Annotated in this window: 22 protein-coding genes and 3 pseudogenes; 22 read left to right on the top strand and 3 right to left on the bottom strand. The window is 63.8% G+C overall.

What is annotated here, in order from left to right; genetic code table 11:
• Positions 1-208 precede the first annotated feature (208 nt).
• The 4 genes and pseudogenes from OKW40_RS17765 (at position 209) to OKW40_RS17750 (ending at position 4,867) form a co-directional block, all read left to right on the top strand.
• Positions 209-1,796, top strand: a pseudogene (locus tag OKW40_RS17765) (ABC transporter substrate-binding protein).
• Between the two features lie 155 nt (positions 1,797-1,951).
• Positions 1,952-2,572: a hypothetical protein gene (locus OKW40_RS17760; protein WP_429490757.1), complete on the top strand. Its 621-nt coding sequence runs from the start codon at positions 1,952-1,954 to the stop codon at positions 2,570-2,572.
• A 12-nt stretch (positions 2,573-2,584) separates the two neighbouring features.
• Positions 2,585-4,152, top strand: a protein-coding gene (locus tag OKW40_RS17755; protein WP_090812387.1) for an IS3 family transposase whose coding sequence is annotated in 2 segments (ribosomal slippage) — positions 2,585-3,023 and positions 3,023-4,152 — 1,569 coding nt in all. Because the reading frame shifts where the segments join, the coding sequence is not laid out codon by codon here.
• A 271-nt stretch (positions 4,153-4,423) separates the two neighbouring features.
• Complete coding sequence (locus OKW40_RS17750) at positions 4,424-4,867, top strand: lysozyme inhibitor LprI family protein (protein WP_429356514.1); 444 nt, start codon at positions 4,424-4,426, stop codon at positions 4,865-4,867.
• Positions 4,868-4,967: 100 nt separating this feature from the next.
• Here OKW40_RS17750 and OKW40_RS17745 read toward each other — a convergent pair whose 3' ends face one another.
• Entirely contained in the window at positions 4,968-6,041 is a 1,074-nt protein-coding gene (locus OKW40_RS17745; RefSeq protein WP_429490754.1) for an MBL fold metallo-hydrolase, read from the bottom strand.
• 158 nt (positions 6,042-6,199) lie between these two features.
• On the opposite strand from OKW40_RS17745, the gene OKW40_RS17740 reads away from it, so the two are divergent.
• The 6 genes and pseudogenes from OKW40_RS17740 to OKW40_RS17715 all read left to right on the top strand — a co-directional run bounded on the left by OKW40_RS17740 (position 6,200) and on the right by OKW40_RS17715 (position 12,076).
• On the top strand, positions 6,200-6,604 hold the full coding sequence (locus OKW40_RS17740) for a MerR family transcriptional regulator (RefSeq protein ID WP_429490752.1): 405 nt from the start codon (positions 6,200-6,202) through the stop codon (positions 6,602-6,604).
• Positions 6,605-6,643: 39 nt separating this feature from the next.
• Positions 6,644-8,461 (top strand): bifunctional isocitrate dehydrogenase kinase/phosphatase, encoded by a 1,818-nt coding sequence (gene aceK / locus OKW40_RS17735; protein WP_429490750.1) that lies wholly within the window; start codon positions 6,644-6,646, stop codon positions 8,459-8,461.
• Between the two features lie 72 nt (positions 8,462-8,533).
• Positions 8,534-9,743, top strand: a pseudogene (locus OKW40_RS17730) (acetyl-CoA C-acetyltransferase).
• Positions 9,744-9,771: 28 nt separating this feature from the next.
• On the top strand, positions 9,772-10,449 hold the full coding sequence (locus OKW40_RS17725) for an SDR family oxidoreductase (protein WP_429490749.1): 678 nt from the start codon (positions 9,772-9,774) through the stop codon (positions 10,447-10,449).
• A 33-nt stretch (positions 10,450-10,482) separates the two neighbouring features.
• Positions 10,483-11,613 (top strand): acyl-CoA dehydrogenase family protein, encoded by a 1,131-nt coding sequence (locus OKW40_RS17720; RefSeq protein ID WP_429490747.1) that lies wholly within the window; start codon positions 10,483-10,485, stop codon positions 11,611-11,613.
• Positions 11,614-11,620: 7 nt separating this feature from the next.
• Entirely contained in the window at positions 11,621-12,076 is a 456-nt protein-coding gene (locus OKW40_RS17715; RefSeq protein WP_429490745.1) for a YchJ family protein, read from the top strand.
• A 335-nt stretch (positions 12,077-12,411) separates the two neighbouring features.
• On the opposite strand, the gene OKW40_RS17710 is transcribed toward OKW40_RS17715, so the two are convergent.
• Complete coding sequence (locus tag OKW40_RS17710) at positions 12,412-12,540, bottom strand: hypothetical protein (RefSeq protein WP_429490743.1); 129 nt, start codon at positions 12,538-12,540, stop codon at positions 12,412-12,414.
• A 154-nt stretch (positions 12,541-12,694) separates the two neighbouring features.
• On the opposite strand from OKW40_RS17710, the gene OKW40_RS17705 reads away from it, so the two are divergent.
• The 11 genes and pseudogenes from OKW40_RS17705 (at position 12,695) to OKW40_RS17655 (ending at position 23,495) form a co-directional block, all read left to right on the top strand.
• Positions 12,695-14,002, top strand: coding sequence for a dienelactone hydrolase family protein (locus OKW40_RS17705; RefSeq protein ID WP_429356509.1), 1,308 nt, complete (start codon positions 12,695-12,697; stop codon positions 14,000-14,002).
• Positions 14,003-14,354: 352 nt separating this feature from the next.
• The gene (gene bioA, locus OKW40_RS17700; protein WP_429490741.1) at positions 14,355-15,716 is read left to right on the top strand and encodes an adenosylmethionine--8-amino-7-oxononanoate transaminase; all 1,362 of its coding nucleotides are present in this window, start codon (positions 14,355-14,357) and stop codon (positions 15,714-15,716) included.
• A pseudogene (gene bioF / locus OKW40_RS17695) lies at positions 15,716-16,901 on the top strand (8-amino-7-oxononanoate synthase). The gene bioA and the pseudogene bioF overlap by 1 nt, the downstream one beginning before the upstream one ends.
• Positions 16,898-17,638 carry a dethiobiotin synthase gene (gene bioD / locus OKW40_RS17690; RefSeq protein WP_429490740.1) on the top strand — a complete coding sequence of 247 codons (741 nt, stop codon included), beginning with the start codon at positions 16,898-16,900 and terminating at the stop codon, positions 17,636-17,638. Before bioF ends, bioD begins: the two are co-directional and overlap by 4 nt.
• Before the next feature lie 52 nt (positions 17,639-17,690).
• On the top strand, positions 17,691-18,791 hold the full coding sequence (gene bioB, locus OKW40_RS17685; protein WP_429490738.1) for a biotin synthase BioB: 1,101 nt from the start codon (positions 17,691-17,693) through the stop codon (positions 18,789-18,791).
• Between the two features lie 528 nt (positions 18,792-19,319).
• Positions 19,320-20,261: a 2-hydroxyacid dehydrogenase gene (locus tag OKW40_RS17680; protein ID WP_429490736.1), complete on the top strand. Its 942-nt coding sequence runs from the start codon at positions 19,320-19,322 to the stop codon at positions 20,259-20,261.
• 116 nt (positions 20,262-20,377) lie between these two features.
• On the top strand, positions 20,378-21,304 hold the full coding sequence (locus OKW40_RS17675; protein ID WP_429490734.1) for a hydroxymethylglutaryl-CoA lyase: 927 nt from the start codon (positions 20,378-20,380) through the stop codon (positions 21,302-21,304).
• 34 nt (positions 21,305-21,338) lie between these two features.
• Entirely contained in the window at positions 21,339-21,860 is a 522-nt protein-coding gene (locus OKW40_RS17670) for a YbaK/EbsC family protein (protein ID WP_184051277.1), read from the top strand.
• 5 nt (positions 21,861-21,865) lie between these two features.
• Complete coding sequence (locus tag OKW40_RS17665) at positions 21,866-22,111, top strand: DUF1289 domain-containing protein (RefSeq protein WP_429490732.1); 246 nt, start codon at positions 21,866-21,868, stop codon at positions 22,109-22,111.
• Complete coding sequence (locus OKW40_RS17660) at positions 22,108-22,581, top strand: MaoC family dehydratase (RefSeq protein ID WP_429356501.1); 474 nt, start codon at positions 22,108-22,110, stop codon at positions 22,579-22,581. The genes OKW40_RS17665 and OKW40_RS17660 overlap by 4 nt, the downstream gene beginning before the upstream one ends.
• The gene (locus OKW40_RS17655; RefSeq protein ID WP_184062674.1) at positions 22,578-23,495 is read left to right on the top strand and encodes an MBL fold metallo-hydrolase; all 918 of its coding nucleotides are present in this window, start codon (positions 22,578-22,580) and stop codon (positions 23,493-23,495) included. Before OKW40_RS17660 ends, OKW40_RS17655 begins: the two co-directional genes overlap by 4 nt.
• A 299-nt stretch (positions 23,496-23,794) precedes the next feature.
• Here the strand turns inward: OKW40_RS17655 and OKW40_RS17650 are convergent, their stop codons facing one another.
• Complete coding sequence (locus OKW40_RS17650) at positions 23,795-24,733, bottom strand: DMT family transporter (protein ID WP_429490730.1); 939 nt, start codon at positions 24,731-24,733, stop codon at positions 23,795-23,797.
• 112 nt (positions 24,734-24,845) lie between these two features.
• Between OKW40_RS17650 and OKW40_RS17645 the strand changes: the two genes are divergently transcribed.
• Positions 24,846-25,316 (top strand): Lrp/AsnC family transcriptional regulator, encoded by a 471-nt coding sequence (locus OKW40_RS17645; RefSeq protein ID WP_184026307.1) that lies wholly within the window; start codon positions 24,846-24,848, stop codon positions 25,314-25,316.
• Positions 25,317-25,350: the final 34 nt, after the last annotated feature.

The following is a 25,350-nucleotide window of genomic DNA, read 5'->3' as shown; positions in this document are numbered from 1 at the left end:
AAGCTTTCGCGAAGGCGCGCCGCCGGCCAGGCCTCGAAGGCCGGCCCCCAGGCCTCGGGCCGGGATCGCCCGACCTGTACGACGGCGCCGGGAACGTATCACAATCGTGGCGACGCGCGCGCCGGGACCGCTGACCTGCCCGCTCACGCATCGCCGCCATAAACACAACCAGACGCACTGCCTGACTGCGCTCGTTACCGGAGATCCTATGCGCTTCAAACTGCTCGCAGCCGCCATCCTGCTCACTGCGCCCGCGCTCGTGCTCGCCAAACCGTTGACCGTCTGTACCGAATCGAGCCCCGACGGCTTCGACGTCGTGCAGTTCAATTCGCTCGTCACGACGAATGCATCGGCCGACGTGATCTTCAACTCGCTGGTGTCGTTCGACGAAGCCGCGAAGAAGGTCGTGCCCGCGCTCGCCGACAAGTGGGAAGTGAGCCCCGACGGCCTGACGTACACGTTCCACCTGCGCCCCAACGTGCAGTTCCAAACCACCGACTACTTCAAGCCCACCCGCGCGCTCAATGCCGACGACGTGATCTTCACGTTCGACCGTATGCTCAACGACAGCAATCCGTGGCACAAGGTGGCGGGCGCGAGCGGCTTCCCGCATGCGCAATCGATGGGGCTGCCGAAGCTGATCAAGTCGATTACCAAGGTCGACGACAACACGGTCAAGTTCGAGCTGAACGAGCCGAACGCGACGTTCCTGTCGATCCTGACGATGGGCTTCGCGTCGATCTATTCGGCCGAGTACGCGGACCAGTTGCTGAAGGCCGGCAAGCAGGTCGATCTGAATGCGAAGCCGATCGGCACCGGCCCGTTCGTGCTGAAAAGCTATACGAAAGACGCGGTGATCCGTTATGACGCGAACCCGACCTACTGGGGACCGAAGCCGAAGATCGAGCGCCTGATCTACGCGATCACGCCGGACGCGACCGTGCGCGCGCAGAAGGTGAAGGCTGGCGAATGCCAGATCGCGCTGTCGCCGAAGCCGCAGGATCTCGCCGACGCGAAGAACGACAAGTCGCTCGCGATCGTGCAGACGCCCGCGTTCATGACGGCCTTCGTCGCGCTGAACACGCAGCAGAAGCCACTTGAAAACCAGAAGGTGCGCGCCGCGCTGAACATGGCGTTCGACCGCACGACATATCTGAAGACCGTGTTCGACAACACCGCGACGCCGGCCGTGAACCCGTTTCCGCCGAATACGTGGAGCTACAACCATTCGATCAAGGGCTGGCCGTACGACCCGGCGAAGGCGAAGAAGCTGCTCGCCGACGCGGGCTATCCGAACTGGTTTTGAAACGACGATCTGGGTGCGTCCGAATGGCAGCGTGCTCAATCCGAATCCGAAGGCCGGCGCCGAACTGCTGCAGGCCGACTTCGCGAAGATCGGCGTGAAGGCGGACGTAAAGGTGATCGAATGGGGCGAGCTGATCAAGCAGGCGAAGCAGGGTCAGCATGACACGCTGTTCATGGGCTGGGCCGGCGACAACGGCGATCCGGACAACTATCTGTCGCCGCTCTTCAGTTGCAACGCGGTGAAGTCGGGCATCAACTTCGCGCGCTTCTGTAATCAGGATCTCGACAAGCTGATCGCCGACGGCAGAGCGACGTCCGATATCGCCAAGCGCACGAAAGCGTATGAAGCCGCGCAGCAGATCATCCACGACGAAGCGCTGTGGATTCCGCTCGGCTATCCGACCGCTGCCGCGATCACGCGCACGAACGTGAGCGGGTATCACGTGAGTCCGTTTGGGCGGCAGAATTTTGGGGCGGTGGTGGTGCAGTGATTTTGCACTGCGGTTAGCGCAGGCGGCCCTGCAAGAAAGCCCGGTTTTTGAACCGGGTTTTTTTATTCAACGCGCGAATTGGCTGGTTGCATCTGACACTGCGTAACCTTTTTTTCGACGTGATCTCGGGCCTTCGCCCGCCAGACCGATTCCTAATGCAATTTTCCTCAGTCAAGAAGCTGATAATTGCTTGCAAAGTAGCCGCCCACACTTTGACAGAAGGAATGGTTATGGCAATGCAAGCTCCAACGCGGACAGGTTTTGAACGGTGGCAGGATGACGTTAGCAAGGCTGTAAGCGATGCCAAATGGAATTCCTGGGACTGCGAGATCCAGATGGCAGTCCATGAGTACAACCGCTATCTTCACGGCACTTCCGGGTACGTGCCCTTGGACTGGCAGCTTATCAAGGCGATGTTGTGGGTCGAAACAGGTGCCCACGATCCTCAGTGGAACGCCAAGCCGATGCAAATCGGGGTTGCAGGCGATCCTGGATTAGCATCGCTGCTTTCACGCAAAGAAGGCGGTGATTTGATTGTGCCGTCAGCCTGGATAGGACGGCTGACAATGGCCTCTGTCAGAACGATACCGGCGTATAACATTCGTGCTGGTATTGGTTATTTGCTAATGCGCATGGCACATTTTAAGTACAGAAGCGTACTTGGTGCTGACCCTGAGGTTTACGAAATCGCGGTGAGGCCAGGAGATAGCCTCGACAAGATCCCCCCGCGTCACATTGGTTGTCGCCTGGATAAAATTGGAATCTGGGGGCGATAAAGAGAGAACAAGTTGGCGCGTTACGGAAAGACATTCAAGGACAGAGCAGTGGCGCGGTTGCTGCCGCCGGAGAGCGCATCAGTGGAAGAGGTTGCGCGAGAGATCGGTGTGGGCGCGCAGACGCTGGAGCGCTGGCGCAGTGATGCGCTGTCCATGCCCGCTCGCGAGCGGGCATGGACAGCGGCCGCGCGTTTCGAAGCGGTGTTGAGCACGGCAGCGATGGACGAGACGGCCCGCAATGCGTGGTGCCGCGAGCATGGCGTGTATCCGCAGGAACTGGCGCAGTGGCGGCAAGCGGCCACGCAGGCGCTGGCCGAGCCCGAAGAGGCCCGTGCGAGTCCACAGCAGACGAAGCAGGACCAGCGTCGCATCAAGGAACTGGAACGCGAACTGCGGCGCAAGGAGAAAGCACTGGCCGAGGCAGCCGCATTGCTGGTTCTTTCAAAAAAACTCGGGGCGATCTTCAACACGGACAAGGGCGAGGACGAATGATCGGCCTCGAAGATCGCCAGTTCCTGGCCCGGGAAATCGATTCGGCAAGACTGGCTGGCGCACGGTTGCGCCTGGCCTGCGAGGTGGCCGGAATCGACGTGCGTACCCTGCAGCGCTGGAGGGCCAATCAAGGGCTCGTCACTGGCGACGCCAGGCCCGGCGCGATGCGCCTGCTGCCCGCGCACACCTTGAGCCCGCAGGAGCGGGAAAACGTGCTGCGCGTAGCCAGCGAGCCGCGCTTTGCCGACATGCCACCGGCGCGCATCGTGCCGATGCTGGCTGACGAAGGCGTGTATATCGCCAGCGAATCGACCTTTGCACGCGTGCTGCGCGAGCATGGGCAGATGAGGCGCCGTGGCCGTGCCAGAACTCCTTCGAGCGGCCGGCCGCCGACCACGCACGTTGCAACCGCGCCGCGCCAGGTGTGGTGCTGGGACATGACCTATTTGCCGGCAACGGTCACAGGGCGATGGTTCCACCTGTACCTGATTCTGGACCTGTACAGCCGCAAGATTGTCGGCTGGGAGGTGCACGACAGCGACGCGGCCGAACACGCTGCTCATCTCGTACGTCGTACGGCGCTCTCCGAAGGCATTGCCGCCCTTGAGGCCCGGCCGGTGCTGCACGGCGATAACGGGGCGACGCTGAAGGCCACGACCGTGCTGGCGATGCTGCACTGGCTGGGCATCAAGCCGTCGTACTCGCGCCCCCGGGTCAGCGACGACAACGCCTATGCCGAGGCGCTGTTCCGAACCGCGAAGTACCGGCCGGAGTTTCCGGTCACAGGCTTCGAGGACCTGAACGCTGCTCGCACCTGGGCTGCCGGCTTCGTGCAGTGGTACAACTTCGAGCATCGTCATAGTGGCATCCGCTACGTGACGCCTGCGCAGCGTCACGCCGGTGACGATCGTGCGCTTCTCGCCGCTCGGCATGCACTTTACGAGAGGGCCCGCGAGCGCAATCCGGCCCGCTGGTCGCGCCACACGCGCAACTGGACACCGGTTGGTGCCGTGACGCTTAACCCCGAACGCGACTCAGTCGTCGAGATGGCGTCGATCAGCGCAAATAAACAGCCTCTGGCTGCATGAGTGAGGCGACAACTTGCTTGACGCGCGCCGAGATGGCGAGGGCTCAGGGCACCACGATCGACACGTTAAAAAAACTGAATCCCACCGCCACTGTTCTGCGCCCCGGACAAGTGTTGAAGTACCGGAAAGCTTCAGTTCAAAACGCTGTTACAAGCTGGCGTCCCATGTCCGCGCCAGTGATAGCGGAGCGTTACAACGGAGGGGGCGACCCCAACTACGCCAGGAAGCTTGATTACGCTTTGTCAATGGTGCGCAAAGGAAAGGTAGCCCTATGCGCACGATGAAGCTGATCTGTTTCGGTTTGACCGCCTACCTGCCAACGATGGTCCTTGCGGCCTCAACTGCTCCCGTTGCAAGCGAACGGGCTCTGCGCGAGGAATGCAGCGCGTTCTCGCAAGCGGGAATGCGGGACTGTCTGGCAGAGAAAGCAGAGGCCAGTCTGAAGGCCCTCAAACGAGCCGAGGAGAAGATGGCTGGCACCCTCTCCGAATGGGATGAAGACAACAAGTACGTCAACCAGGCCAGGGCAAAACTCGTCGCATCAAACAGGAAATTCGCGGAGTACCGCAAGGCTCAATGCGAATTCGCAGCTTCGCTAAGTGGTGGTGGGGCTGGCAATTCGCACGAATTGGGCCGTTTGGCTTGCATTTCCGAACTCAACAACCGGCGAGCCCAGCAACTACGCGACGCTGCCTCCGGCTTGCCGTTGAAGTAGTTCGCACGAAAGGACGCCTGGCATCGTTGCGCCGCTCAGTGCCTCCGCGTAGCGCGGGCCTATGCGTCCTCGGTTCTACGGCCGCAGCCAACGGCCGAGATCACACCGCCGCAAACCGAATCACCCCATCCGCATCCTGCGTCCGCTTCAAATCCCCCGCCCGCCACAGCAGATGCAAATGCGCGAGCGCCTCACCCATCGCGAATGTCATCTGATGGATATCGAGCTGGCGCTTGAACATCAACGGCACGATATCGGCGGCGCTGCGCGGCTTTTCCGCACATGCTTCGCGCACTTCGGCGAGCCGCGCGTCGTGATGCTCGCGCAGTTGCTGAATGCGCGTGCGCACGCCGCGAAACGGCTTGCCATGCGACGGCAGCACGAGCGTGTCTTCAGGCATCGTCTCGTAGCGGCCGAGCGACTCCAGATACAGTTCGAGCGGCGAACCCTCAGGCTCAATATCGAACACCGACACGTTGGTCGAAATGCGCGGCAGCACCATATCGCCGGAAATCAGCGTGCCGGTTTGCGCGCAGTGCAGCGCACAGTGTTCCGGCGAATGGCCGAAGCCCGTCACCACGCGCCACGTCCTACCGCCAATCCTCACGTCCTCGGCTTCGCGCAAACGACGGTATTGCCCCGGAATCGCCGGCACGAGGCTCGCGTAGTAGCTATTGCGATTGCGCAGTTTCTCGAGCGATTCGGCGTCGGTCAGACCGTGCCGCGCGAAGTGCCGCGCCGCGGCCTCGCCACCCGCGTTCGAGCCGTCGCCGGTCGCCATCACGCGCGCCTGCATGTATTCGCCAAGCGTCATCCACAGTCGCGCGTCCCAACGCTTTTTATCGCCACCGCCGCACACCCAATGCGCGAGGCCGATGTGATCCGGATGGCAATGCGTGACGATCACGCGCAGCACCGGCAGGCCGTCGAGCACCGATTCGAACACGCTCTCCCAATTCGCCTTGATCGTGTCCGACGTGATGCCGCAATCGACCACGGTCCAGCCTTGCTGGCCATCGATCTCATCGCGCAGCAGCCACAGGTTGATATGGTCGAGCGCGAATGGCAGCGGCATGCGCAGCCAAAGCACGCCGGGCGCGACTTCCATCGTGCGGCCCGCGTCGGGCATCGTGTCGTTGAAGGGGTATTCGAGCTGGTGTTCGAGTGCATTCATGGGGACTGTCTTCCTCCGACGACCCTCCGGCATGGCGAGGTGTGCGATGCCGGTCGGCCGGGTTGTGGTTGCTTTCCGCTCAGGTTGACGATAACGTAAACGTCGATTCTATCGTCCAATCCGGTTTTGTGCCGACCAAGCGGCCACGAGATGTCCCGATGAATACGCAATACACGATTACCGAGCTGGCGCGCGAATTCGACGTCACGCCACGCGCGATCCGTTTCTACGAAGACCAGGGTTTACTCTCACCGAGCCGCGAGGGTTCGAGCGGCTTGCGGCGCGTCTATTCGGGCCGCGACCGCACCCGTCTGAAGCTCACCTTGCGCGGCAAACGGCTTGGCTTCACGCTGTCGGAGATCCGTGACCTGCTCGACGTCTACGAATCGCCGACCGATACCGTACAGCAGTTGCACGCGTTCCTCGCGACGGTCGCGCGTCATCGCGAAGTGCTCGAACGTCAGCGAGAAGATCTCGACGCGACGCTCGAAGATCTCGCGCAGTATGAAGCGCAGGCGCGCGCGCTGCTCGATGGCGCGAGGCACGACGCGAAGCCTGCCTGAAGCGGCCTGACTCTGACCGGCGTTTGCGGAGCGCGCGTGATGAATCACTTCCCCAAGCTGTTATCGTCGCAAATCGGTTTCGACGTCGCGCAGACGATGCTCGATGGGTTCGACCGTCACTACCGGATCTTTCGCGACGCGGCGATCCACGCGAAGACGCTGTTCGAAGCCGGCGACTGGCACGGCCTGCAAAAGCTCGCGCGCGACCGCATCACGTCGTACGACGATCGCGTGCAGGAATGCGTGCAGTTGCTCGAAGACGAGTACGACGCGGAGAACATCGACAGCGAAGTGTGGCAGCAGATCAAGCTGCACTACATCGGCCTCCTGACCACGCACCGTCAGCCGGAATGCGCGGAAACCTTCTTTAATTCGGTTTCCTGCAAGATTCTGCATCGCTCGTACTTCAACAACGATTTCATTTTCGTGCGCCCGGCGATCTCGACCGAATACATCGAGAACGACGAACCGGCCGCGAAGCCGACCTACCGCGCGTATTACCCCGGTACCGATGGACTTGCCGCAACGCTCGAACGGGTCATCACGAACTTCCAGCTCGATCCGCCGTTCGAGGATCTGACGCGCGACGTCGCCTGCGTGATGCAGTCGATTCGCGAAGCGTTCGGCATGTTCGACGAAGCGCCGAACTTCCAGATTCACGTGTTGTCGTCGCTGTTTTATCGCAACAAGGGCGCGTATATCGTCGGGCGCATCATCAACGGCGAAGCGCTGCTGCCGTTCGCGGTGCCGCTGCGTCACGTGAAACCGGGCGTGCTCGCGCTCGACACCGTGCTGCTCAAGCGCGAGCAGTTGCTGATCATCTTCAGCTTCTCGCACTCGTATTTTCTGGTCGACATGGAAGTGCCGTCCGCGTATGTCGAGTTTCTGCGCACGATCATGCCGGGCAAGCCGAAGGCGGAAATCTATACGTCGGTGGGTCTGCAGAAGCAGGGCAAGAATCTGTTCTATCGCGATCTGCTGCATCACCTGAAGCATTCGAGCGACCGCTTCATCGTCGCGCCCGGCATCAAGGGGCTCGTGATGCTGGTGTTCACGTTGCCGTCGTTCCCCTACGTGTTCAAGCTGATCAAGGACAACTTTCCGCCGCCGAAGGAAACCACGCGCGCGCAGATCCAGCAGAAGTATCTGCTCGTCAAACGTCATGACCGGCTCGGCCGGATGGCCGACACGCTCGAATATTCGAGCGTCGCGCTGCCGCTCGCGCGGCTCGACGAAACGCTGTTGCGCGAACTCGAAAAGGAAGTGCCGTCGCTGATCGAGTACGACGGCGACAACCTCGTGATTCGCCATCTGTACCTAGAGCGACGCATGGTGCCGCTCAATCTGTTCCTGCAGAACGGTAACGACGACGACGTCGAGCACGGCATCAAGGAATACGGCGACGCGGTGAAGGATCTGATCCAGGCGAACATCTTCCCCGGCGACTTGCTGTACAAGAACTTCGGTGTCACGCGACACGGCCGCGTCGTGTTCTACGACTACGACGAGATCGAATACCTGACCGACTGCAATGTGCGTGCGGTGCCGGCGCCGCGCAACGAGGAAGACGAAATGTCGGACGAGCCATGGTACGCGGTAGGCCCGCACGATATTTTCCCGGAGACGTACGGCACGTTCCTGCTCGGCGATCCACGCGTGCGGCGCTCGTTCATGCGGCATCACGCGGATTTCTTCGAGCCCGAGCTGTGGCAGCGATACAAAGATTTTCTGTTGAAGGGCGAGCTGCCCGATTTTTTCCCGTACGACCCGAGCGTGCGCTTCTGCGTGCGTTATCCGGAGCGGTTCGCCGAAGCAGCCGATGCGCAGGCGAACGAGCCAAATGTGCGCGTGGCTTGATGAATCCCACAAGGGTTCGCAGCGGGCAACGCGCGGCGGTAGCCATCCAAGCTATGACCAAGGAGCTCGAACATGAGTGACGCAAACCACAGTGGTATCAACGCCGATCCAATCGTAATCGTCAGCGCGGCGCGCACGCCGATGGCCGGCTTTCAGGGCGACTTCGCGTCGCTGAGCGCGCCGCAACTCGGCGCGGTCGCGATCAAGGCGGCCGCAGAACGAGCGGGTCTGAAGCCCGAGCAGATCGACGAAGCGGTGATCGGTTGCGTGCTGCCCGCCGGCCTCGGCCAGGCGCCCGCGCGCCAGGCCGCGCTCGGTGCGGGTCTGCCGCTCGCCACCCGGCTGCACGACGGTCAACAAGATGTGCGGCTCCGGCATGCGCGCGGCGATGTTCGCGCACGACATGCTGGCCGCCGGCTCGCTCGACGTGATCGTCGCGGGCGGCATGGAGAGCATGACGAACGCGCCGTATCTGTTGCCGAAAGCGCGCGGCGGCATGCGCATGGGCCACGGCCAGGTGCTCGACCACATGTTCTACGACGGTCTCGAAGACGCCTACGACAAAGGCCGTCTGATGGGCGCGTTCGCCGAGGAGTGCGCGGCGTCGTTCGACTTCACGCGCGAGGCGCAGGATGCGTTCGCGGTCGAGTCGTTGAACCGCGCAAAGCGCGCGAACGAGGACGGCTCGTTCGACTGGGAAATCGCGCCGGTCACCGTAGCGGGCCGAAAGGGTGACGTCACGATCGCGCGCGACGAGCAGCCGTTCAAGGCCAACCTCGACAAGATCCCCACGCTGAAGCCCGCGTTCAGCAAGACCGGCACCGTGACGGCGGCGAACTCGTCGTCGATCTCGGACGGCGCGGCCGCGCTCGTGATGATGCGCGAGTCGACCGCGAAACGGCTCGGCGTGGCGCCGCTCGCACGCGTCGTCGGTCATTCGACGTTCGCGCAGGCGCCCGCGAAGTTCACCACCGCGCCGGTCGGCGCGATCCGCAAGCTGCTCGGGAAGAACGGTTGGCGCGCCGGCGACGTCGATCTGTACGAGATCAACGAAGCGTTCGCGGTCGTCACGATGGCCGCGATGAAAGAGCACGATTTACCGCACAACAAGGTCAACGTGAACGGCGGCGCGTGCGCGTTAGGCCATCCGATCGGCGCCTCGGGCGCGCGCATTCTCGTCACGCTGATCGGCGCGCTGAAGAATCGCGGTCTGAAGCGCGGTGTCGCGACGCTGTGTATCGGCGGCGGCGAGGCGACCGCGATGGGTGTCGAACTGATCTGATGCATCCACAAAATCTTCGAGGAATACGATGAAAACAGTGTTGATCGTCGGTGCATCGCGTGGCATCGGCCAGGAATTCGTCCGGCAGTACAGAAAGAGCGGCTGGCGCGTGCTCGCGACCGCGCGCGACGGCGCCGCGCTCGACGCGCTCAACGAACTCGGCGCCGAAACCTTCGCGCTCGACGTCACCGCGCCCGAAGACATCGCGGCGCTCGGCTGGAAGCTCGACGGCGAACGGCTCGATGCCGCAATCCTGGTGTCGGGCGTGTACGGTCCGCGCACCGAAGGCATCGAAACGATCACCGCCGAGGACTTCGATCACGTAATGCACACGAACGTGCGCGGCCCGATGCAGTTGCTGCCAATCCTGCTGCCGCTCGTCGAGGAAACGGACGGAATGCTCGCGGTGATTTCGAGTCGCATGGGCAGCATCGCCGATGCAAGCGGCACGACCGGCTGGCTGTATCGCGCGAGCAAGGCGGCGCTGAACGCCGTGCTGAAGCTCGCGTCGCTCGACGCGCAGCGCGCGACCTGCGTGTCGCTGCATCCGGGCTGGGTGCGCACCGACATGGGCGGCGCGCAGGCCGCGCTCGATCCCGAGCGCAGCGTCGCTGGCATGCGCGAGGTGCTGGCGCAGGCGGCGGCATCGCGCGACGCTTTTCACGGCCGCTTCTTTCAGTACGACGGCACGCAGCTCGACTGGTAGACAACTACGTTGCATGGGACCGGAGACACGCTCATGGTGCTTGATCAGGATCACCTGATGGTGCGCGACGCGCTGCGCACCTTCGTGCGCGAAGAGATCACGCCGTACGCGGCGCAATGGGACCGCGACCGCACCTTCCCGCGCGACGTGCACCGGCAGCTCGCCGAGCTCGGTGCTTATGGCGTGCTGGTGCCCGAAGCGTATGGCGGCGCGGGCATGGACGCGCTCGCGCTCGCGTTGATCCTCGAAGAAATCGCGGCCGGCGACGGCGGCACGTCGACCGCGATCTCGGTGAACAACTGCCCCGTGTGCAGCATCCTGCTCACTTATGGCAACGACGCGCAGAAGCGCGACTGGCTCACGCCGCTCGCGCGCGGCGAGATGCTCGGCGCGTTCTGCCTGACCGAGCCGCAAGCGGGCTCGGATGCGTCGGCGCTGCGCACCACCGCGACACGCGACGGCGACGCGTACCTGCTGAATGGCGTCAAACAGTTCATCACGAGCGGCAAGAACGGCGACGTCGCGATCGTGATGGCCGTCACCGACAAGGCCGCTGGCAAGCGCGGCATCAGCGCGTTCATCGTGCCCACCGGCACACCGGGCTACGTGGTCGCGCGGGTCGAAGACAAGCTCGGCCAGCATTCGTCGGATACGGCGCAAATCGTATTCGAGGCGTGCCGCGTGCCGGCCGCGAACCTGATCGGCGCGGAAGGCGAAGGCTACCGGATCGCGTTGTCGGGTCTCGAAGGCGGGCGCATCGGTATCGCCGCGCAAAGCGTCGGCATGGCACGCGCCGCGTTCGAGGCGGCGCTGACTTACGCAAAAGAACGCGAGAGCTTCGGCGCGCCGCTGTTCTCGCACCAGGCGGTGCAGTTTCGCCTTGCCGACATGGCGACCCAACTCGAAGCCGCGCGTCAATTGATCTGGCACGCGGCATCGCTGAAGGACGCGGGCCAGCCGTGTCTGACCGAAGCCGCGATGGCAAAACTGTTCGCCTCCGAAGCGGCCGAGCGCATCTGCTCGGCCGCCTTGCAGACTCACGGCGGCTACGGTTATCTGAGCGACTTCCCGGTCGAGCGGATTTACCGCGACGTGCGCGTGTGCCAGATCTACGAAGGCACGAGCGACATCCAGAAGATCCTGATCGCTCGGGCGCTCAACTGAAATTTCAATGAACAAGCCATTGTTGTCACTGCAAAGACCTGTCGACTGTCCGTGCGGCGGCGCCGCGCCCGACGCACGCGGGGGCACCGCGACCAAAGCCCCGCGTTTCGTGCAATGCTGCGGCCGCTATATCGACGGCGGCGAAGCCGCGCCGCGCGCGCTCGAACTGATGCGCTCGCGCTATAGCGCGTACGTGCTCGGTGCAACCGACTACCTGCGCGCGACGTGGGACCCCCGCACCTGCCCCGCCGATCTCGACGTCGATCCCACCGCGCCCGACGCGCCCCGTTGGCTCGGACTGCAGATCAAAGGCTTCGCCGAAAGCGATGCCGATCGCGCGACCGTCGAATTCATCGCCCGCTACAAAGTGGGGGGACGTGCTTATCGGTTGCATGAATCGAGTCGATTCGTGCGCGGCGATGATGGCCGCTGGCGTTATGTCGATGGCGACGTCAATGAGTAAATGAAGAGCATGCGCCGATTAAGCAATCGCTGCATTACGCGCCGAAGCTTTCTCGTGTCTTTCACTTGCCCTCCACAAACTTTATAAAGGCCTTTGCATAGGCCTTTTTTCGTTCCTTTCACGCGGGCTTCTTCGTTGGCCTCGCGCCACAGCACTGACACGACCTTTGCTCGCCGCTTCCCGCCACATGTCCCCGGCCCTTGCCCGGCAAGGCTTTGAAGCCTCGTTCGCACATGCAGCAATTTTTTCGTCACGGGTTCTCCTTGATTGCACAAAACAAAATTGTCGTGCCAGGATGAGTCCGTAGTTTCATGACGTCACATTGCGAGAGCGGGTCATACCGGCTCCGCAACATGCAAAGGAAGGCTGACCGGCCGCTGATCGAACGCGAGCCGCGCGGACTCCGACAGCATCAGGTGACGTTCATCCTCGACGCGTGGGGTCGCGTCGGCCGTTGGGTTCATCCCGTGCGATCTCGATTTGCGTGCGTGCGCTTCCCGCAACGTTCGCGAGTGAGTCTGTTTGTGTCGAAATCGCGAACGAAAGCTGAATGTCAGCCGCGTTTTGCGCAACCGGACAGCACGGAATTCAGGACACGTCTTTAAAGCAGGTGCGTCAATGGTGTTGAGCAAGGTTCTGACGAAGTGTGCGGCGATCTGCGCCGCGGCCACGTGTGCTGTCACGATCGCGCATGCCGATCCGCTCGCCTACTCGTCCCTTTCCGCACACGACGCGACGCCGTCGAGCGACATCCAGGGACCGCTGTCGCGCGCCCGCGTGCCGCGCCTCGCGCTGGACGACGACGTCTACCTGCCCACCGCTCACCTGAACGAAAGGATCATCCGCGTACCGGTCGACGCCGCCGGCACGGTCACGCTTGAAACCACGATCTACAAGCCGGACGGCCCCGGCCCGTTCCCGATGATCGTCTTCAACCACGGCAAGATTCCGGGCGACCCGCGCACGCAGGAACGCAGCGACCCGCTGCCGTTCGCGCGCGAATTCGTGCGCCGCGGTTACGTCGTCGTCGCGCCGAACCGCCAGGGCTTCGGTCACTCGGACGGCGTGTACGAGCAGGACGGCTGCGACGTCGAGCGCAACGGCCTTGGCCAGGCCGGCGACGTCGCAGCGACGATCGATTACATGTCGAAGCAACCTTATGTCGACGCGACGCACATCGCGGTGGCCGGCACCTCGCATGGCGGTCTTGCGACGATCGCATACGGGACCGAAGCGGCGCCCGGCGTGCGCGCGCTGATCAATTTCTCGGGCGGCCTGCGCCAGGACGCCTGCGAAGACTGGCAAGGCAATCTGACGCGCGCATTCGGCGCGTACGGCGAAAAGACTGCGGTGCCGTCGCTGTGGCTCTATGGCGATAACGATTCGGTGTGGAACGCGCCGCTCGTCGCGGGCATGTACGCCGCGTACGGCGCACACGGCGCCAGCGCGAAGATGGTCGACTTCGGCCACTACAAGAACGACGCGCATCGGCTGGTCGGCGACCGCGACGGCGTGCACGTATGGTGGCCGGCCGTCGAAGCGTTCCTCGCGCGCGCCGGTATGCCGACTGCCGTGCAGTATCACGTCGCCGATCCGGCCGCGCCGAAGGCAACCGGATTCGCCGCGCTCGACGCGGTCGACTCGGTGCCGTACCTCGACAACGAGGGCCGCAATGGCTATCGCAACTTCCTGCATCAGTATCCGAGCCGCGCGTTCGCGGTGTCGGATTCGGGCGCGTGGTCGTGGGCCGAGGGCGGCGACGATCCGATGTCGGTGGCGGTGACGAATTGCCAGAAGCAGAGCTCCGATCCGTGCCGGTTGTATGCGGTCGATAACGCGGTCGTGTGGGGCAATCAGAACTCGCAGACGGCGGATGCAAGCGATGCCGATGCCAATGGGCGCAAAGCGATTGCGAGCCGGGAGTGAAGTACGAATAGAGCCGTGAATCGAGGCGTGAATCGCGCCTGATTCTGATGTGCCGCAAGCCCGCCGTATTGGCGGGCTTTTTCTTGTGCGCTCAGTTCCCCCGCAAAAAACACCTCGTCACCCCAAATTCTGGCCAGTAACAGCCCATTACTTTGACGTCGCTATCTCCGTCGATTGGCGAGCTTCCCTCACGAACTCGAACGAGCTGCATCGAACGATGCTAAACCTCGACGCCACCGCGAAAAACGAGCATTTCGAGGTTGATGCGCGCGACCAAATAAACCGCTAATCTCGACCCCGCGCACTCGCCGAGGCTTGCGTGCGTGGCAAAAAAGCACCCTGGAGTACCTCTTTGGAAAAGTCAGCAGTCCCCCCGGTCGCCCCTGAAGATTGGGTCGCCCGCAGCCTGCGCGCGGTGTGGCATCCGTGCACGCAGATGAAGCACCACGAACGTCTGCCGCTGATCCCCGTCGCGCGCGGTCAAGGCGCGTGGCTGTACGATCGCGCCGGTCATCGCTATCTCGACGCGATCAGTTCGTGGTGGGTCAATCTGTTCGGTCATGCGAACCCGCGCATCAACGCGGCGCTGAAAGATCAGCTCGATACGCTCGAACACGCGATGCTCGCTGGCTGCACGCACGAGCCCGCCGTCGAACTCGCGGAACGTCTGCACGCGTTGACCGGCAACACGCTCGGCCACGCGTTCTTCGCGTCGGATGGCGCGTCGGCGGTCGAGATCGCGCTGAAGATGAGCTTTCACAGCTGGCGCAACCGGGGCTACGCCGACAAGCAGGAATTCGTCTGCATCGCCAACAGCTATCACGGCGAGACGATCGGCGCGCTCGGCGTGACCGACGTCGCGCTGTTCAAGGATGCGTACGATCCGCTGATTCGTCACGCCCACGTCGTCGCCTCGCCCGATGTGCGGCTCGCGCAAGCGGGCGAAACCGCCGCCGACGTCGCGCGCCGCGCGCTCGACCATGTGCGTGCGCTGTTCGAGGCGCGCGCGAACCGCATCGCCGCACTGATCGTCGAGCCGCTCGTGCAATGCGCGGCCGGCATGGCGATGCACGACGCGTCGTACGTCGCCGGATTGCGCGCGTTGTGCGACCGGTACGGCGTGCATCTGATCGCAGACGAAATCGCAGTCGGCTGCGGCCGCACCGGCACGTTCTTCGCGTGCGAACAGGCGGGCGTGTGGCCGGACTTCCTGTGTCTGTCCAAAGGCATCAGCGGCGGCTATCTGCCGCTGTCGATCGTGCTGTCGCGCGACGAGATCTTCGCGGCCTTCTATCACGACGACACCGCGCGCGGCTTCCTGCACTCGCACTCGTACACCGGCAATCCGCTCGCGTGCCGCGCCGCGCTCGCGACGCTCGATCTGTTCACGAGCGACGACGTGCTCGCCGCCAACGCACGCAAATCGGCGACGCTCGCGGCCGCGCTCGCGCCGCTCGTCGAGCACGCGCAGGTGCGCAATCTGCGTCAGCGCGGCACGATCTTCGCGTTCGACGCAATGATCGACGATCCTCAGCAAGCCAAAACGTTCTCGCGCCGCTTCTTCGAAAACGCGCTGCAACGCGAGCTGTTGTTGCGCCCGATCGGCACCACCGTGTACCTGATGCCGCCGTACATCCTCGAAGACGAAGAACTCGCGCTGCTCGCCACGCGCACGCGTGACACCTTCGACGCCACGCTCGCGGAGGCCCGCTGATGCATCTGCTCGACACACTCGCCGAAGGCCTGAAGGAAATCGACGCGCGCGGCCTGCGCCGACGCCGGCGCACCGCCGACACACCATGCGCCGCGCACATGACGGTCGACGGCCGTGAAATCATCGGCTTCGCGAGCAACGACTATCTGGGCCTTGCCGCGCATCCGCAATTGATCGACGCGATCGCCGAAGGCGCGCGCCTGTATGGCGCGGGCAGCGGCGGCTCGCATCTGCTCGGCGGTCATTCGCGTGCGCATGCGCAACTCGAAGACGATCTCGCCGAATTTGCCGGAGGCTTTCTCGACGACGCCCGCGCGTTGTATTTCAGCACCGGCTATATGGCGAATCTCGCGACGCTGACCGCGCTCGCGGGCCGCGGCACGACGCTGTTCTCCGATGCGCTCAATCACGCTTCGCTGATCGACGGCGCGCGGCTGTCGCGCGCGGATGTGCAGATCTATCCGCACTGCGACGTGGATGCATTGAGCGCGATGCTCGAAGCGTCGGAGGCGGACGTCAAGGTGATCGTGTCCGACACGGTGTTCAGCATGGACGGCGACATCGCGCCGCTGCCGCGTTTGCCTCGAACTCGCCGAGCGGCACGGCGCATGGCTGATCGTCGACGATGCGCACGGCTTCGGCGTGCTCGGTCCGCAAGGCCGTGGCGCGATTGCGCAAGCCGCGCTGCGCTCGCCGCATCTGATCTCGATCGGCACGCTCGGCAAGGCGGCGGGTGTCTCCGGCGCGTTCGTCGTCGCCCATGCGACCGTGATCGAATGGCTCGTGCAGCGCGCGCGTCCGTATATCTTCACGACCGCGTCGGTGCCGGCGGCCGCGCATGCGGTGTCGGCGAGTCTGCGCATCATCGGCGGCGTGGAAGGCGATGCGCGCCGCGCGCATCTCCAGCAACTGATCGAACGCACGCGCGCGATGCTGAAGGCGACGCCGTGGCTGCCCGTCGATTCACATACGGCCGTGCAACCGCTGATCATCGGCGCGAACGATGCGACGCTCGACATCGCCGCGTCCCTCGATCGCGCGGGGCTGTGGGTGCCCGCGATCCGTCCGCCGACCGTGCCGACCGGCACGTCGCGCCTGCGCATCTCGCTGTCGGCCGCGCACTCCCATGCGGATCTCGACCGGCTCGAGGCCGGCCTGCAACAAGTCGGAGCGCGCGCGGCATGAGCAACATGATTAACGATGACGGCGCGCTGTCGCTGTTCGTCACCGGCACCGATACGGAAATCGGCAAGACCTTTGTGTCGTCGGCGCTATTGCGCGGCTTCGTGCGCGAAGGCCTGCAGGCAGCCGCGATGAAGCCGATCGCGGCAGGCGCGTTCGAAGTGAACGGCGTGCTGCACAACGAGGACGCGGATCAGCTCGATGCCGCGTCGAGCGTGCTGCTGCCGCCCGCCATGCGCACGCCGTATCTGCTGAGGGAACCGGCCGCGCCGCACATCGCGGCGGCGCTGGAAAACGTCTCGTTCGATCTCGAGCACATCGTCGCGTGCCACAGCCAAGCGTTGAAGCTCGCCGAGGTGGTCGTAGTCGAAGGTGTCGGCGGCTTTCGCGTGCCGTTGACCGCGACGCAGGACACCGCCGATCTCGCCGTCGCGCTGAAGCTGCCGGTGGTGCTGGTGGTCGGCATGCGGCTCGGCTGCATCAGCCACGCGCTGCTGACTGCCGAAGCGATCGCCGCGCGCGGTCTAACGCTCGCGGGCTGGGTCGCGAATCGCATCGACCCGGACATGACCTTTCCCGACGAAAACATCGCGTCGATTCGCGTGCATTTCGCGCAAGCGTACGACGCGCCGTTGCTCGGCGTCGTGCCGCATATCAGCCCGCCGTCGCCGGAGCTTGCAGCGCAACAGCTCGACATTCGACGGCTTCTGCAAACGCTGCGCCAATTGCGCGCGGCATAGCGCTGCCCCGCAGCGCCGAACCCAAATTCATCCGTTTACGAGGATCGATCATATGACACAACTGAACATCGCAGCGGGCACCGCCGAAGCGAGCGCCGCCAACAGCAATCCGACCGCAGCCGCTACTGAAGCGAAACCGCTCGCGCGTTGGCGCGTCGCCGATATCGTCGCGTTGTACGAACTGCCGTTCAACGACCTGCTGTTTCGCGCGCAGCAAACGCATCGCGAGCATTTCGACGCCAATGCGGTGCAACTGTCGACGCTGCTGTCGATCAAGACCGGCGGCTGCGAAGAGGATTGCGCATACTGTCCGCAATCGGTGCATCACGACACGGGTCTCGCCGCCGACAAGCTGATGCCGGTCGACGAAGTGTTGGCCGCCGCGCAGGTCGCAAAGCAGAACGGCGCGACGCGCTTCTGCATGGGCGCCGCGTGGCGCAATCCGAAGGACCGTCATCTGGAGCCGATCAAGGACATGATCCGCGGCGTGAAGGCCATGGGCCTCGAAACCTGCGTGACGCTCGGCATGCTCGAAACGCACCAGGCGCAAGCGCTGCGCGATGCGGGCCTCGACTACTACAACCACAACCTCGATACGTCGCCGGAGTTCTACGGCCAGATCATTTCGACGCGCACGTACCAGGATCGCCTCGACACGCTCGAACGCGTGCGCGACGCGGGCATCAACGTGTGCTGCGGCGGCATCGTCGGTATGGGCGAATCGCGCCGCGAACGCGCGGGGCTGATCGCGCAGCTCGCGAACATGGAGCCGTATCCGGAATCGGTGCCGATCAACAATCTGGTGCAGGTGCAAGGCACGCCGCTGAGCGGGACCGAAGCGATCGATCCGTTCGAATTCGTGCGCACGATCGCGATTGCGCGCATCACGATGCCGCGCGCGATGGTACGTCTATCGGCCGGACGCGAGCAGATGGATGAGGCGTTGCAGGCAATGTGCTTCCTCGCAGGCGCGAATTCGATTTTCTACGGCGATCAGTTGCTGACCACGAGCAACCCGCAGGCGGAAGCGGATCGCAAGCTGCTCGCGCGCCTGGGGATTCGCGCTGAGGCTGCGCAGCAGATGCCGGTCGAGCAGAGCGAGTGCGAGCATGGGTGTGCGCATGGGCATGGGGATCACAGCGTGGCGAATTGAGTCGCGGAACCGCTGAGCCGCATGCGCTGCGTGCGCGAACTAGTGGTCTGCGTCGCCGCATAGTGGCGAAATTCACCCCGAAAGTTGGACGTTGATCCAATCTTCGGAGTGTTTTTCATGGCGAAGCTTTGAACACCAATTCAAGAAACCTAATCAATATTCAAATTGCGTCAAATTAGGAATTGTTGCGATCGATCGGGTGCATGAAAGCATGTGCGTGCCTCGCTGCGCAAGGAATCCAGGCAATCATTGTCCCGCCCGGTCGCGCATCGATGAACCAGGTTTTTGTGCTTTCGTTATCGGGCAAACGAAGAAATGCGCGGGTACGCGCGAACTCGACGCCCACCACGGCATGCATCTCGAAGCGCACGTGCGTGCGCAAACGCGCGCGATTTGCGTCGAAAAAGTAGAATGAAGCCTGTTCATACCGGGAGGAGACCCGATCCCGCACGCGTCGTCCGATTGCCGTCGCGCGCTCCGGGTCCGTCCCGCTCACGCCCACATCGACGCCGACGCATTCCGCACCGCATGAAAATACTCTTCTACGCACCGCACACCGAAGCCGCCGCGTGGCTGCACGACTTTGCGCGCGCTCTGCCCGCCGCCGAGCTGCGCGAATGGAAGCCCGGCGACACCGGCCCAGCCGATTTCGCGGTGGTCTGGCGTCCGCCGCGCGAGATGCTGGCCGGACGCAATACGCTGCGCGCGATCTTCAATCTCGGTGCTGGCGTCGATGCGATTCTCGCGCTCGAACGCGCGCATCCGGGCACGTTGCCGCCCGAGGTGCCGTTGATTCGCCTCGAAGATACCGGCATGGGCGCGCAGATGGCCGAGTACGTGACGCATGCGGTGCTGCGCTATCTGCGCCGCTTCGACGAATATCAGGTGCTGCAAGGCGAGCGCCGCTGGAAAGTGCTCGAGCCGCATCCGCGCGCAACGTTCACGGTGGCTGTGCTCGGGCTCGGCGTGCTCGGCACGCAGGTCGCGCAAACGCTCGCTTCGTTCGGCCTGCCGGTGCGCGGCTTTACTCGCGGCGAGAAGCAGATCGATGGCATCGCGACGTTCGCCGGCGACGCGCAATTCGATAGCTTCCTCGACGGCGCGAAGGTGCTCGTCAATCTGCTGCCGCATACACCCGACACGGAAAGCGTGCTGAATGCGCGAGTCTTCGCGAAGCTCGCGCGCGGCGCATATCTGATCAACGTCGCGCGCGGCGCGCATCTCGTCGAAGCGGATCTGCTCGCTGCGCTCGCGAGCGGCCAGCTCGCCGCCGCGACGCTCGACGTGTTCCGCGAGGAACCGCTGCCCGCCGATCATCCTTTCTGGCGCGAGCCGCGCGTCACGATCACGCCGCACACGTCGGCGCTGACGTTGCGCGAGGACAGCGTCGCGCAGGTCGCGGACAAGATCGGCGCGATGATGCGCGGCGAGCAGGTGAGCGGCGCAGTGCAACTGGAACGCGGCTACTGAGTGAAACCCGCGCCCGCATGCGTCGCAGGCGTGCAGGCTGAATTGAATTGCAGCAACGCGGCAGCACCCATCCTGGATGGGACAGCGATCAAACCGCATCGGATCGGAGACACATCATGGCCTTACCGAAGCAAGTGAAAATCGTCGAAGTGGGTCCGCGCGACGGGCTGCAGAACGAAAAGGAATTCGTGCCGACCGCGACCAAGATCGAGCTGATCAACCGTCTGTCGGCGGCGGGCTTCCGCAACGTCGAGGCAGCGTCGTTCGTGTCGCCGAAATGGGTGCCGCAGATGGCCGACGGCGCCGACGTGATGGCCGGCATCGAGCGCCGCGACGGCACGATTTACTCGGTGCTGACACCGAACCTGCGCGGTTTCGAAGGCGCGCTCGCCGCGCGCGCCGACGAGATCGTCATCTTCGGCGCGGCGAGCGAGGCGTTCTCGCGGAAGAACATCAACTGCAGCATCGCGGAGAGCATCGAGCGATTCGCGCCAGTCGCCGCGGTGGCGAAACAACATAAGCTGCGGATTCGCGGCAGCGTGTCATGCGCGCTCGGCTGTCCGTACCAGGGCGAAGTGCCGGTCGCGTCGGTCGTCGACGTCGTCAAGCGCTTCGCGGCGCTCGGCTGCGACGAGATCGATATCGCCGACACGATCGGCGTCGGCACGCCGAAGCGCACCCGCGAAGTGTTCGAGGCCGTGACCGACGTGTTTCCGCGCGAGCATCTGTCGGGACACTTCCACGACACCTATGGCCAGGCGCTCGCGAACATCTACGCGGCGCTGCTCGAAGGCGTCGAGATTTATCATGCGTCGGTCGCGGGGCTCGGCGGCTGTCCGTATGCGAAGGGCGCGACCGGCAACGTCGCGACCGAAGACGTGCTGTATCTGATGAACGGCCTCGGCATCGAGACCGGTATCGACCTCGCGCAAGTGGTCGAAATCGGCGACTTCATTTCGAACGCGATCGGCCGGTCCAACGTGTCGCGCGCCGGTAAAGCGCTGCTCGCGAAGGCGCGCAGCGAAGCAAACACCTGCGTATAACCGCAGCATCCATTTTCATTCAGGGTCCCAAACAATGAACGACCTCGCGTCCTTCGACTCCGACGATCTCGCCGCGCTGCCCGACTCGGCACGCCGCGTCGCGCTGCTGCTGCGCGAACGCGGTCACGCGGGGCGAATCGTGATGCTGCCGGAAACCGGCAAGACTTCCGCCGAAGCGGCCGCCGGACTCGGCTGCTCGGTCGCGCAGATCGCGAAGTCGATCCTGTTCCGGCGCCGCGAAGACGACGCGCCGGTGCTCGTGATCGCGAGCGGCGCGAATCGTGTCGACGAAAAGAAAGTGGCCGCGCAGGTCGGCGAGATCGGCCGCGCGGACGCGAAGTTCGTGCGCGAAAAAACCGGCTATGCGATCGGTGGCGTGTGCCCGGTCGGTCACGCGACCGAGCCGGTCACGTTGATCGATGCGGATCTGCTCGAGCTGGAGAGCCTGTGGGCGGCCGCCGGTCATCCGCACGCGGTGTTCAATCTGACGGCGCAGGAGCTGATCTCGCTCACAGGCGCGCCGGTCGTCGATGTCGCGTTGCGCGAGCCGGCCTGAACACGATGGCGAGCGGCAACGACTACGACGACAAGGACGACGGCGGTTGCGTGCCGTCGCCGTGCATCAGCGTGTGCAGGATGGATGCATCGACCGGCTGGTGCGAAGGATGCCTGCGCACGATCGACGAGATCGCCGGCTGGTCGACGCTCGACAACGACGCGAAGCGCGCGGTGTGGGACGCGATCGAAGTGCGCCACGCGACGTTAATGGCGCTGCGCACGACATCGACGACGAAGGAGAAGCAATGAACGCCGCGCCGCGCATCGTGACGCCCGGTGAGACGTTCAGTTCGACGCTCGAGTTGTCGGTGGATTCGATCAAATCGTTCGCGACGCTCGTCGTCGATCTGAACCCGTTGCATCACGATGAAGCGTATGCCGCGCAAAGCCGCTTTGGAGGCTTGATCGCGTCGGGCACGCAACCCACCGCGTATTTCATGGCGCTGCTCGCCACGCATTTCTCTACTTACGCGCAACCGCTCGGCCTCGAATTCGATATCAAGCTGAAGAAGGCAGTGCAGGCGCACGACACGCTGACGATCACGTGGCGTGTGCGCGACGCTCACTGGAAGCCGAGCCTGAACGGCGATCTGACCTATCTCGAAGGTTCGGTGGTCAATCAGCGCGGCGAGCTGATGTTGACGGGTACCTCGACGATCCTCGTGATGCCGAAGCCCCCCGCAGTCGCAAACGCGCACGCGAGCACGGCGACGCCATGATCGCGCTGCCCGCATCGATCCGGGTTTTCGAACGCGGCTGGCTGTCGTCGAACAACGTGCTGCTCGTCGACGACACATGCGCCGCGCTGGTCGATACCGGCTATGCGACGCACGCATCGCAAACGGTCGCGCTGGTACGCAATGCGTTACGCACGCGGCCGCTCGATCTGATCGTCAACACGCACCTGCATTCGGATCATTGCGGCGGCAACGCACTGTTGCAGGCAACGTGGCCGTGCCGCACGCTGATTCCGTCATCCGAAGCCGATGCCGTGCGCGGCTGGGACGAAACTCGCCTCAGCTTTCGCGCGACTGGTCAAACCTGCGAGCGCTTCGGCTTCACCGGCACGCTGGCACCCGGCGCACGTTTGCGGCTGGGCGCACTCGACTGGCAGGTGCTCGGCGCGCCGGGCCACGATCCGCATTCGCTGATGCTCTATTGCGCGGACGAACGCTTGCTGATCAGCGCGGATGCGCTGTGGGAAAACGGCTTCGGTGTGATCTTTCCAGAACTCGAAGGCGAAAGCGGCTTCGCCGAGCAGCAAGCCGTGCTCGACCTGATCGCAACGCTCGACGTGCGCGTCGTCATCCCAGGCCACGGCGCGCCGTTCACGCAGGTCGAAGCGGCGCTCGAACGCGCGATGTCGCGCGTCGCCTGGTTGCGCGCCGATCCCGCGCGCAACGCAAGGAACGCGCTGAAGGTGCTGATCGTATTCAAGCTGCTCGAAGTCCGCGAGATGAGCGTGGACACGCTTTTGCGCATGCTCGACGACGCGGCCGTGATGCGCGCCGCCGCCTCGATGCTGAAGCCGCGCGGCGAATGGCCCGCGTTGCTGAAGGGAATGATCGGGGAGCTCGCGGCGAACGATGGGCCGCTCGAAGTGGACGGCACGCGCATTCTCGCGCGGCATTGAACTGTGATGTGACCGGTTCGACCGGCGCGGTGGAAAAGCGCACCGGAACGCAAAACCGTGCTGCCAAAAAGAAAACCGCTCGACGAAGCGAGCGGCGGAACATCTGTTGGACGTGATCAGCGTCGCTGTCGATGATACGCGTGTGGGTTTTTGCATCGCATCGGTGATTTCCCTACAGAAATTTGACGCCACGTTTTACGAATGCATACATGATCTGTCATCAAACGGCGTTAGGCGCTTGAACGCTTGCGCGTTGTTCCGGGATCCGTAGCAATATCCGATTGAATGTCGAATCGGCATCACGTGGACGATAAGCGCTTTCTCTGCGGCACGATCCGCCACCCGAGATTGACGCCCGCCGCCGCCAGCAGAATCAGCGCGGCGCCGAGCACCTGAATCCATGCGAGCGTCTGTCCGAACGCAAGCCGGTCGACGATGATCGCGACCACCGGATAGATGAACGACAACGCGCCCGTCATCGACGTCGGCAGCTTCTGGATCGCGCCATACAGCAGCACGTACATGAGCCCGGTATGGACGACGCCGAGCACGATCAGTTCGAGCCACTGCGCGCCGTTTGCCGGCAACGCGTCGAAGCGTACGAACGGCGCGAGCAACAGCACGCCGAGCGATACCTGAATCAGCGCGAGCAGATGCGGCGGCGTGCCCTTCAGCCGCTTCGTGATGATCGACGACACCGCGTACATCGCCGCCGCACCGACCGCATAGGCGACGCCGACCAGATACTGCCCCGGCACCGCGAGCACGGCCGGCTCGACCTTCACGACGAACACGAGCCCGACGAACGCGACCACGAGCCACGCGATCGTCGATACGCTGATGCGCTCGCGAAACACCAGCGCGCCGAGGCCGACCAACATGAACGGCTGCGTGTTGTAGACGGCCGTCGCCATTGAGATCGACGCGCGTGAATACGCGGCGAACAGCAATACCCAGTTCACGACGATCGCCGCGCCGCCGAGCAACGCGAGGCCGAGCATCTTCCACGAAAACAGCTCGCGGCGGAACAGGCCGAGTACGGCGCACACGAGCGCGAGCGTCGCGCCGCCGAAAATGCAGCGGAAAAACACCACGTTGAACGGGCTTTGCTGCGAAGACACGACGAGCCAGCCGATCGTGCCCGACATCAGCATCGCGACGCTCATCTCCGCCGCGCCACGGCGGATGTCGCTGGGCGAACTGCTCGAGGTCGTGACGGAAGCCTTGTTTGAAGCCATGATTCGATCCCGGATTGTGACTGCATAACTGGCAGTGTAATTAATCCACCCGCGCGAATACATGGCTAAACTTAAGCGTTACCGCATTTGCACCTCATAAACGAAGGCCATCATGAGCAAACGCCTTGCATCGATCACGCCGGTCGCACTCGACGACACCGACCGCGCACTGCTCGCCGCGCTCGCGCAGGACGCGCGCCAGCCGGTCAGCGAACTCGCGCGCGTCGTCGGCTTATCGGCGCCCAGCACGGCCGAACGCGTGCGGCGGCTCGAAGCGCAGGGCGTGATCGAGCGCTTCACCGTGCAGATCGATCCGCGCGCGCTCGGCTTCACGCTGCAGGCGGTAGTGCGCGTGAAGCCGCTGCCCGGGCAGCTGCATCTGGTGGAGGAAGTGATCCGGCGCATTCCGGAGTTCGTCGAATGCGACAAGGTGACCGGCGACGACTGTTTCATCTGCCGCCTGTACCTGCATTCGATCGAACAGCTCGACGAGATCCTGTCGAAAGTGACCGAGCGCGCGGAGACCAGCACGGCGATCGTCAAGTCGACGCCGGTCGCGCGACGGCTGCCGCCGCTCGGCTAACGAAGGTCCATCGCTGGTCAAACGAAGGTCGCGC

This window comes from Paraburkholderia sp. RAU6.4a (assembly GCF_050435625.1).
GTDB lineage: Bacteria > Pseudomonadota > Gammaproteobacteria > Burkholderiales > Burkholderiaceae > Paraburkholderia > Paraburkholderia tuberum.
This window is presented reverse-complemented; position numbering and strand designations above follow the sequence as displayed.